Annotated in this window: 10 protein-coding genes; 8 read left to right on the forward strand and 2 right to left on the reverse strand. The window is 72.0% G+C overall.

Annotation, left to right across the window (positions count from 1 at the left end; genetic code table 11):
* From IH80_RS43230 to IH80_RS0137195, 5 genes are all read left to right on the forward strand, one after another.
* Positions 1-99: hypothetical protein (locus IH80_RS43230; RefSeq protein WP_158943839.1), on the forward strand; the 99-nt coding region annotated here is incomplete at its 5' end.
* A gap of 272 nt (positions 100-371) precedes the next feature.
* Positions 372-554, forward strand: coding sequence for a Trm112 family protein (locus tag IH80_RS0137180; protein WP_030966304.1), 183 nt, complete (start codon positions 372-374; stop codon positions 552-554).
* Positions 555-642: 88 nt separating this feature from the next.
* Positions 643-1,776 (forward strand): SIS domain-containing protein, encoded by a 1,134-nt coding sequence (locus IH80_RS0137185; protein WP_030966306.1) that lies wholly within the window; start codon positions 643-645, stop codon positions 1,774-1,776.
* A gap of 39 nt (positions 1,777-1,815) precedes the next feature.
* The gene (gene manA, locus IH80_RS0137190) at positions 1,816-2,976 is read left to right on the forward strand and encodes a mannose-6-phosphate isomerase, class I (RefSeq protein ID WP_030966307.1); all 1,161 of its coding nucleotides are present in this window, start codon (positions 1,816-1,818) and stop codon (positions 2,974-2,976) included.
* 72 nt (positions 2,977-3,048) lie between these two features.
* Entirely contained in the window at positions 3,049-3,972 is a 924-nt protein-coding gene (locus IH80_RS0137195) for a cation diffusion facilitator family transporter (protein WP_030966308.1), read from the forward strand.
* A 112-nt stretch (positions 3,973-4,084) separates the two neighbouring features.
* Here the strand turns inward: IH80_RS0137195 and lepB are convergent, their stop codons facing one another.
* Positions 4,085-4,771 carry a signal peptidase I gene (lepB, locus tag IH80_RS40240; protein ID WP_030966309.1) on the reverse strand — a complete coding sequence of 229 codons (687 nt, stop codon included), beginning with the start codon at positions 4,769-4,771 and terminating at the stop codon, positions 4,085-4,087.
* Positions 4,772-5,084: 313 nt separating this feature from the next.
* Here lepB and ahcY point away from each other — a divergent pair, with 313 nt between their 5' ends.
* Together ahcY and IH80_RS0137210 are read left to right on the forward strand one after the other, a co-directional pair.
* The gene (gene ahcY, locus IH80_RS0137205; protein WP_030966311.1) at positions 5,085-6,521 is read left to right on the forward strand and encodes an adenosylhomocysteinase; all 1,437 of its coding nucleotides are present in this window, start codon (positions 5,085-5,087) and stop codon (positions 6,519-6,521) included.
* Between the two features lie 98 nt (positions 6,522-6,619).
* Positions 6,620-7,240 carry a hypothetical protein gene (locus tag IH80_RS0137210; protein ID WP_030966312.1) on the forward strand — a complete coding sequence of 207 codons (621 nt, stop codon included), beginning with the start codon at positions 6,620-6,622 and terminating at the stop codon, positions 7,238-7,240.
* A gap of 13 nt (positions 7,241-7,253) precedes the next feature.
* Here IH80_RS0137210 and IH80_RS0137215 read toward each other — a convergent pair whose 3' ends face one another.
* Entirely contained in the window at positions 7,254-8,219 is a 966-nt protein-coding gene (locus IH80_RS0137215) for an RDD family protein (protein WP_037882203.1), read from the reverse strand.
* A gap of 109 nt (positions 8,220-8,328) precedes the next feature.
* On the opposite strand from IH80_RS0137215, the gene IH80_RS0137220 reads away from it, so the two are divergent.
* Complete coding sequence (locus IH80_RS0137220; RefSeq protein ID WP_030966314.1) at positions 8,329-9,336, forward strand: stage II sporulation protein M; 1,008 nt, start codon at positions 8,329-8,331, stop codon at positions 9,334-9,336.
* The last annotated feature ends 334 nt before the right edge of the window (positions 9,337-9,670 follow it).

Genomic DNA, 9,670 nt, shown 5'->3' on the forward strand with positions numbered 1-9,670 from the left:
TCGAACACGGAGCCGTTGCTGCGGTTGAACGTCGAGGCCCGCGACCGGGAAACCCTGGTCCGCGTCCGCGACGAGGCCCTGGCCCTCATCCGCGCCTGAGGTCCGGTTCCGACGGGGCTGGGCCTTCCGGCCCCCTCGGCCCGCGCTTCCGGCCACGGGCCCGCGAATCCGGCTGCGCCGGTGTTCGGGGCGCGGGGTGTGGGGCGGAGCCCCACGAAGCCCCGGCGGAGCCGGTTCCCTGAACCGGCTCCCGGCGGTCCCGGCGCCCCGGCGGAGCCGGGTCCCACCCCCGCCCGCCCCGGGCCGCACCGGCGCAGCCCCAGGGGTACGCTGACCACGCCCCACCCGCATCCCCGAAGGGAACCCGCCCCATGCCGCTCGAAGCCGGCCTCCTGCAGATCCTCGCCTGCCCCGCCTGCCACGCGCCCCTCGAGGACAAGTCGGCCGACGAGACCCCCGAGCTGCTCTGCACCGGCGAGGACTGCGGTCTCGCCTACCCGGTCCGCGACGGCATCCCGGTGCTCCTCGTGGACGAGGCCCGCCGCCCCGCCTGACCCCGCTCGCCCGACCCGCCCCGCCTGACCCGCACCGCACCGCACCACGCGCAGACAGGTTCCCGTCACCCAACAGCCGGAGGCCGCCATGCTCGACGAGTCGCTCCTCGACGCACCGGACGATCTCGCCCGCGTCGACCGACGGGGCCTGCTCCGCGGCGCGGCCGAAGCCGGGGCCAGAGTCCGCACCGCGGTCCGGCACGCGAGCGAGGCGGGCATCGCCACCCTGCGCCCCGACGGCCGGCCCCGCGCGGTCCTGATCGCCGGGCCCGGCACCGCCGCCACCGGCGTCGCCGACCTGCTCGGCGCCCTCGCGGGCGCCTCCGCGCCCGTGATCCGGCTCGACCCCACCGGGGTCGCCCACGCCGCCGGGGCGCTGCGCTGGTCCCTGCCCGGCTGGGCCGGCTCGGTCGACCTGCTGCTCGTGACCACCACCGACGGCACCGAGCCCGGGCTCGCCGTGCTCGCCGAGCAGGCCTACCGGCGCGGCTGCACCGTCGTCGCCGTGGCGCCGGAGCGTTCCCCGCTGAGCGAGGCGGTGGACGGCGCGCACGGGCTCCTCGTACCGATGGCGAAGGCCCCGTACCCGGAGTTCGACGAGTCCGCCGCCGCGGGCCCCGGCGCCCTGTGGGCCCTGCTGACGCCGCTGCTGCTGCTCCTCGACAAGGTCGGCCTGATCACCGCGGCCCCCGAGACCCTCCAGCTCGTCGCCGACCGGCTCGACCGGACGGCCGAACGCTGCGGGCCCGCCATCGCCACTTACTCCAACCCGGCCAAGACCCTCGCCGCCGAGCTGGCGGACACGCTGCCGCTCATCTGGAGCGAGGGCACCGGCGCCGGCCCCGCGGGCCGCCGCTTCGCCGCCACCCTCGCCGAACTCGCCGGCCGCCCCGCACTGGCGGCCGCGCTCCCCGAGGCACTGCCCGCCCACGGCGTCCTGCTCGCCGGTGACTTCGCCGCCGGCGCCGACCCCGACGACTTCTTCCGCGACCGGGTCGACGAGCCCCAGGCCCTCCGCGCCCGCGTCGTCCTGCTCCGGGACCGGCCGGCCGGCGGTCTCACCGCCGCCCCCGCCGCGCGCGAACTCGCCCTCAGCCACGACACGGCGATCAGCGAGCTCGAACCGGAGGAGGGCGCCGAGCTGGAGCAGCTCGCCGAACTGCTCGCCGTCACGGATTTCGCCACCGCCTACCTGGCGTTGGCGGCCGGGGGACAGGGCTGAAGCTCGCGCACGCACCCGGATCTATCCAGGAAGACGACGATGGACCGCCTCACCAACACGATCCGCCCCTACGCCTGGGGATCCACCACCGCCCTGCCCGCGCTCCTCGGTGTCGAACCCACCGGTGAGCCCCAGGCCGAGCTGTGGATGGGAGCCCACCCGGGCGCCCCGTCCCGCGTCGACCGCGGCGCCGGCGAGAGGTCGCTCGCGGAGGTCATCGCCGCCGACCCCGAGGGGGAGCTCGGCGCCGCCACCGTGGCCAAGTTCGGTCCCGGGCTGCCCTTCCTCTTCAAGATCCTCGCCGCCGGCGCCCCGCTCTCCCTCCAGGTCCACCCCGACCTGGCCCAGGCGAAGGCGGGGTTCGAGGAAGAGGAGCGGCGCGGGATCCCGATCGACGCGGGTCACCGCAACTACAAGGACCCCAACCACAAGCCCGAGATGATCTGCGCGATCACGACGTTCGAAGGGCTGTGTGGCTTCCGCTCCCCGCAGGCGTCCGCGGACCTCTTCGAAGGGCTGGGCGTGGGCTCCCTGAAGCCGTACGCCGACGTGCTGCGCGCGCACCCCGAGGAGGCCGCGCTCCGCGAGGTGCTGACGGCCGTACTCACCGCGGACCGCGAGCAGATGGCCCGTACGGTCGCCGAGACCGCTGCTGCTGCCGCACACCTGGGCGGCGAGTACGCCACGTACGCGGCCCTGGCCCACGAGTACCCGGGGGACCCCGGCGTGCTCGCGGCCATGCTGCTCAACCACGTCCGACTCCAGCCCGGCGAGGCGCTGTTCCTCGGTGCGGGGGTCCCGCACGCCTACTTCGACGGCCTCGGCGTCGAACTGCTGGCCAACTCGGACAACGTGCTGCGCGCCGGGCTCACCCCCAAGCACGTGGACGTCCCCGAGCTGTTGAAGATCGTGCGGTTCGAGCCGAGCGACCCGGCCGTCATGCGGCCCGAGGGCGACGGTGGCGAGGAGGTCTACGAGGCCCCCATCGACGAGTTCCGGCTCTCCCGCTTCCTCCTCGCGCCCGGCGGCGCCCCCCACGTCCTGCCCGACGGGGCCCCGCAGATCCTGCTCTGCACGGCAGGCTCCGCGCAGGCCGGCGAACTGACGCTCACGCCCGGCGGATCGGCCTTCGTGCCGGCGGGCGAAAAGGTCGAACTATCCGGAAACGGTACGGTCTTCCGGGCCACCGTGGTGGTCTGACACGGCGTCCGGCGCAGGGGCTGCAACAATGTGCGGCCGTAGTCACTGGCCCAGGAAGGACACCCTGCACCCATGAGCGCGTCGGGCGGTACCAAGGCGATCGTGGCGGCACTCGCCGCCAACCTCGCCATCGCTGTAGCCAAATTCGTGGCTTTCCTCTTCAGCGGCTCATCGTCGATGCTCGCGGAAAGCGTCCACTCGGTCGCGGACTCCGGTAACCAGGGCCTGCTCCTCCTCGGCGGGAAGAAGGCCCAGCGCGAGGCGACCCCGCAGCACCCCTTCGGGTACGGCCGCGAGCGCTACATCTACGCCTTCCTCGTCTCCATCGTGCTCTTCACCGTCGGTGGCATGTTCGCCATCTACGAGGGCTACGAGAAGATCCACGACCCGCACCCGATCGAGGCCTGGTACTGGCCCGTCGGCGTCCTGGTCTTCGCGATCATCGCCGAGTCCTTCTCCTTCCGCACCGCGATCAAGGAGTCGAACGAGATCCGCGGCAAGCTGTCGTGGACCCAGTTCGTGAAGCGGGCCAAGGCCCCCGAACTGCCCGTGGTGCTGCTGGAGGACCTCGGCGCGCTCGTCGGCCTGGTCCTGGCGCTCGGCGGTGTCGGCCTCGCCCTGCTGACCGGCGACGGCGTCTGGGACGGCATCGGCACCCTGTGCATCGGCGTCCTGCTCATCGCCATCGCGATCGTCCTGGCCGCGGAGACGAAGTCCCTGCTGCTCGGTGAGTCCGCCGGCGTCGAAGAGGTCGAGAAGATCAAGGCCGCGGCCGTCGACGGGGACGTCGTCACCCGCGTCATCCACATGCGCACCCTGCACCTCGGCCCCGAGGAGCTGCTGGTCGCGGCCAAGATCGCCGTCGAGGGCAACGACACCGCGACCGAGGTGGCCGACGCGATCAACGCCGCCGAGGCCCGCATCCGCGAGGCCGTTCCGATCGCCCGCGTGATCTACCTGGAGCCGGACATCTACCGTCCCGAGGCCGCCAAGTAGTCCCGCACGCCGCGCACGCCGCGCACGCCGCGTGCCGCGCACGCCGCGTACGTACGCGCCGGAGGCCCCCGCGAGCATGAGCCCGCGGGGGCCTCCGGCGTACGTGCAGGGACTACGGCAGGTCCACCTGCGTGGCGCCCCAGACGGGCCCGTGCACCTCGACCGGCCTGCGCCGCCGCGCCACGAGCGAGGCGATCCCCAGCCCGACTGCCACGAGCAGGAGGAGAATCCCGGCGGACGAGAGCAGGCCGAGGACCACCATCAGCGGGGACTCCTCGTGCATACCGGAATCGACCCCGGTCACCGCGGCCAGCGGCAGGGTCCCCTGGTGGTGTTCCGGGTGGAAGCGCGAGTCCTGGGAATTGCCGCGGTTGTCACCCAGCACGAACATCCGGCCCTGCGGCACCGAGACGGCGAAGCTCACCCCGCCCGCCCCGGCATCGCCGTCGCGCAGGTAGGGCTCGTCGAGCGGCTTCCCGTTGAGGGTCAGCGTCCGGTCGCCCATCGCGTAGGCGATGTGGTCGCCGCCCAGCGCCACGACACGTCCGACGAAGGGTCCGTCGTACCCCCACTCGGCCGGGTCGTAGGTGACCACGTCGCCGTGCCGCACCTCACCGTGGTCCTTCTCCACGACGAGCACGCTCCCGACGGGGATCGTGGGCAGCATGTTCTCGCCGAACTGCTTCACCGGGGCGAACCGGGCGATCATGTACGCCAGCGGACCGGCGATCAGCGTGACGCCGAGCACCAGCAGGGCGATCGCCCAGATCCCCCGACGTCGTCCAGGCCTTCGTGCCATGAATCCCAACCCCTCCCACCAGTACGAACGGCTGGAAGATTACGGTCTGGCCGAAAAGGCGCATCGGGTGGGGGGCGTGGGCGGACGGCCCGGTATCCGCGCCCGCCCAGTTCTCCGTTCGACTGGGGCCGCCGCCGCCGATCGGTGTAGATTCGTGGGCAGTGTCAGGCGTCGCTGCTGATGGCGGGTCGGGCGGTCCCTGCGACCGGCCGAGGGGAGAGAGGACCCCCGACGGACTGTGCTCGGTGTCCCGTCCCCAGGACGGCGCACGGACCAGCCGTACCCACCTCTCGAACCATGAGGAGCAGCACCCATGGACTTCAAGGTCGCAGACCTCTCCCTGGCCGCCTTCGGCCGCAAGGAGATCACCCTCGCCGAGCACGAGATGCCGGGCCTGATGTCGATCCGCCGCGAGTACGCGGAGGCCCAGCCCCTCGCCGGCGCCCGCATCACCGGCTCCCTGCACATGACCGTGCAGACGGCCGTGCTCATCGAGACCCTCGTCGCCCTCGGCGCCGACGTCCGCTGGGCCTCCTGCAACATCTTCTCCACCCAGGACCACGCTGCCGCCGCCATCGCCGTGGGCCCGAACGGCACCCCGGAGAACCCGCAGGGCGTCCCGGTCTTCGCCTGGAAGGGCGAGACGCTGGAGGAGTACTGGTGGTGCACCGAGCAGGCGCTGACCTGGCCGAACACCCCCACCGGCGGCCCGAACATGATCCTCGACGACGGTGGTGACGCCACCCTCCTCGTCCACAAGGGCGTCGAGTTCGAGAAGGCCGGCGAGGCCCCGGACCCGTCCACCGCGGACTCCGAGGAATACGCGCACATCCTCACGCTCCTCAACCGCACCCTCGGCGAGAACCCGCAGAAGTGGACCCAGCTCGCGTCCGAGATCCGCGGCGTGACCGAGGAGACCACCACCGGCGTGCACCGTCTCTACGAGATGATGCAGTCCGGCGACCTGCTCTTCCCGGCGATCAACGTGAACGACGCCGTCACCAAGTCGAAGTTCGACAACAAGTACGGCTGCCGCCACTCCCTGATCGACGGCATCAACCGCGCCACCGACGTCCTCATCGGCGGCAAGGTCGCGGTCGTCTTCGGCTACGGCGACGTAGGCAAGGGCTGCGCCGAGTCCCTCCGCGGCCAGGGCGCCCGCGTCATCGTCACCGAGATCGACCCGATCTGCGCCCTGCAGGCGGCGATGGACGGCTACCAGGTCGCCACGCTGGACGACGTGGTCGAGACCGCCGACATCTTCATCACCACGACCGGCAACAAGGACATCATCATGGCCGCCGACATGGCCAAGATGAAGCACCAGGCCATCGTGGGCAACATCGGCCACTTCGACAACGAGATCGACATGGCCGGCCTGGCCAAGGTCGAGGGCATCGTCAAGGACGAGGTCAAGCCGCAGGTCCACACCTGGACCTTCCCCGACGGCAAGGTCCTGATCGTGCTCTCCGAGGGCCGTCTGCTCAACCTCGGCAACGCGACCGGTCACCCGTCCTTCGTCATGTCGAACTCCTTCGCGGACCAGACCCTGGCCCAGATCGAGCTCTTCACCAAGCCGGAGGAGTACCCGACCGACGTCTACGTGCTGCCCAAGCACCTCGACGAGAAGGTCGCCCGCCTCCACCTCGACGCCCTCGGCGTCAAGCTCACCACCCTCCGCCCGGAGCAGGCCGCCTACATCGGCGTCAAGGTCGAGGGCCCGTACAAGCCGGACCACTACCGCTACTGATCACCGGCTGATCAACCGCGGACGGACCTGAAGCAGGCCCCCGGCACACGTGCCGGGGGCCTGCCCCGTATCCCCCGATCCGAAGAAGTGTGCGCACCATGCCCCGCGGCAGATACTCGCTCCACGACCCGCACGACCACACCCCCCTCGCCGAGGAGCACTTCCACTGCGCCCCCGGCCCCTCCGGCTGGCGCTACGTCTCCCAGCTGACCACCCCGGACGGCGAGCACCGGGGCTCCGTCGACCTGGCGATCGACGAACTCGGCCGACCCATCCGCCTGGAGGTCAACGCCGCGAGCTGGCAGGTCCGCGGAGCCGCCCTCGACGGCGTCACCTGGGTCCGCACCGACCCCACCGGCACCGAGGCCACCGAGGGCAACATCGCCGCCCCCGGCTTCACCGGTACCTCCCCGGCCTTCCTGATCGCCACGACCCGCCTGCTGCGCCTCACCCCCGGCGCGCCCGCGACCCGCGTCCGCCTGCTCGCCCTGACCGACCCGGTGCTGGCCCCGCGTACGGTCGACCAGGCCTGGGCCCTGGTGGCCCGCCAGGAACACCCCACGGACAGCGGCCCGCTCCTGGTGGACGAGTACCGGGTCACCGCCCTGGACACGGGCGAGGTACACACGGTCCACGTCGCCGGCGACGTGGTCCTCTCGGCCCCCGGTATCGAACTCGAACACCTGGAGACCCCGCCCTCGGCCTTCGAGGAGCAGTGAGCCCGCGCCCCGCTCAGGCGGGCGGAGCGAACCCACCGGCGCGCGGAGCCTCCACCGGGGCCGTCGGCGCCGCGGGAGCCGCGGGCGCGGGAGCGCTCCGGGGGGCGTACGGGGTGTACGGGGTGTTCGGGGCGTGCTGCGCGGGCGCCGCGGTCGGCACCGGCCCGAAACCGGACGGGACCGCAGGGGCCGGAGTGACCGGAGGGACGGGCGGGGCGGCGGCAGCGGCGCCCGCGTGGAAGGCCCGGGCGGCATCGCGCGACTGACGCTCGTGGACCACGGCCATCAGGAAGGCCGCGGCCGGCACCCCCGCCGGCGGCGGCGCCCCCGTACGCGCCACGAGATCGTCCGCGAGCCGCGCCGCCATCGCCGCACCCACCTGCGGATCCAGCTGGTTCATGCGCGTCAGGTACTGGCGGATCGCCAGCCAGAGCCCGTCCGGTACGGCCGACAGGTCCAGCTGGGTGAACCGTCCGGCCAGCCACGGCGGCGGCGCCGGCACCGGCATCACCCGGGCACCCGGGACCCGCTCCCGGACCACCAGCGTCCCCGCGAAGACGTCCCCGAGCCGCCGCCCGCGCGCCGACACCAACGAGGCGATGGCCGCCACCGTGCCGAACGTCAGCAGCAGTTCCACCACCCCGAGGGCCCCGCGCACCAGCGCGTGCCGGAACCGGATCGGCCCGCCGTCGTCGCGCACCACCCGCAGCCCGCAGGCGAGCTTGCCCAGCGAGCGCCCGTGGGACAGGGTCTCCACCGCGATCGGGATGCCGACCAGCAGCAACAGGAAGCTCGCCACGGCGATGGCGGCCTGGGCCGCCGGATCCAGCGAGGCGGTCGCGAAGGTCAGCCCGACCCCGATGACCCCGTACGCGGTGACGTAGACCGCCAGGTCCAGGAGGATCGCCAGCGCCCGGCTCGGCAGCCTCGCCGGCCGCAGACCCAGGACGACCGCGTCCCCCGTCACCAGATCGCTCACCGCAGCACCTCTCATGTGACCTGCCCCGCCCCTACTGCATCAAGTCTGCCAAGCTGACCACACTAGGAATAGGCAGCGGCCAGGGGACCTGGGCAGGGGAGCGCACCGGATGGATCTCGACGTCTTCGTCACGGCACACCGCGCGGAATGGGACCGCCTGGAGCAGCTCTTGGGCCGCGGCCGCAAGCTGACGGGCGAGGAAGCCGACGAACTCGTCGCGCTCTACCAGCGCACCTCGACCCATCTCTCGCTCATCCAGTCCAGCGCACCGGACCCCATGCTCACCGGGCGGCTGACCCAACTGGTCGCGCGTGCCCGCGCCACGGTCACGGGCACCCGCCGCGCCGGCTGGCGCGACGCCGCCCTCTTCTTCACCGTGGGCTTCCCGGCCGCGGTCTACCGCAGCCGCCGCTGGTGGATACCGACGGCCCTGCTCTCCACGGCGCTCGGCGTGCTCATCGGCTGGTGGATAGCCGCGCACCCGGAGGTCCAGGGCGCCATCGCAGCCCCCGAGCAGCTGAAGGAGCTCACGAAGCCGGGCGGAGAGTACGAGACCTACTACTCCAGCAACCCCGCGGGTTCCTTCGCCGCCCAGGTCTGGACGAACAACGCCCAGGCGGCCGCGATCTGCCTCGTCCTGGGCGTCTTCCTGGGAATCCCGGTGCTGTGGATCCTCTTCCTGAACATGGCCAACCTCGGGGTCGGCCTCGGCCTGATGGCATCCGCCGGCCGGCTCGACGTCTTCCTGGGCCTGATCCTCCCGCACGGCCTGCTCGAACTGACGGCCGTCTTCGTGGCCGCGGGTACCGGGCTGCGCCTCGGCTGGACGGTCATCGACCCCGGACCCCGCACCCGTCGCACGGCCCTCGCCGAACAGGGCCGGTCAGCCCTCGGCATGGCCCTCGGCCTCGCGGTGGTCCTCTTCGTCTCCGGCCTGATCGAAGGCTTCGTCACTCCCTCGGGGCTCCCCACCTGGGCGCGCATCACGATCGGCGTGGTCGCCGAGGCGGCCTTCCTGCTCTACGTCTTCGTCCTGGGCGGCAGGGCCGCGCGTGCCGGCGAACTCGGCGACGTGGAGGCCGCCGACCGGACCGCAACGCTTCCGACCGCGGCCTGATGTGCGTACAAGCCTGCTGAGCTGCTAGTCTCCTCGTCGTCCCGCAAACGCCGTTGACACGGAAGAAGCGGGGAGGTAGATTCGAACGGTTGCCTCGAACTGGACAAGTTCGGCAGCGATGGTTTAAAGTCTCTCTCACCCCACATGGACTTCAAGATCCGATCGGGGTACAACCGACTCCTCATTTCAGGAATTCGAAGCCGGAGAAATCCGGTGGAAAACTTCTGATAGAGTCGGATCCGCCGGAAAGGGAAACGCGAAAGCGAGAACCTGGAAAGCGCCGAGGAAATCGGACACGAAAGAGTCTGATAGAATCGGAAACGCAAGACAGCAG

It is taken from the genome of Streptomyces sp. NRRL S-378 (assembly GCF_000720645.1).
Taxonomy (GTDB): domain Bacteria; phylum Actinomycetota; class Actinomycetes; order Streptomycetales; family Streptomycetaceae; genus Streptomyces.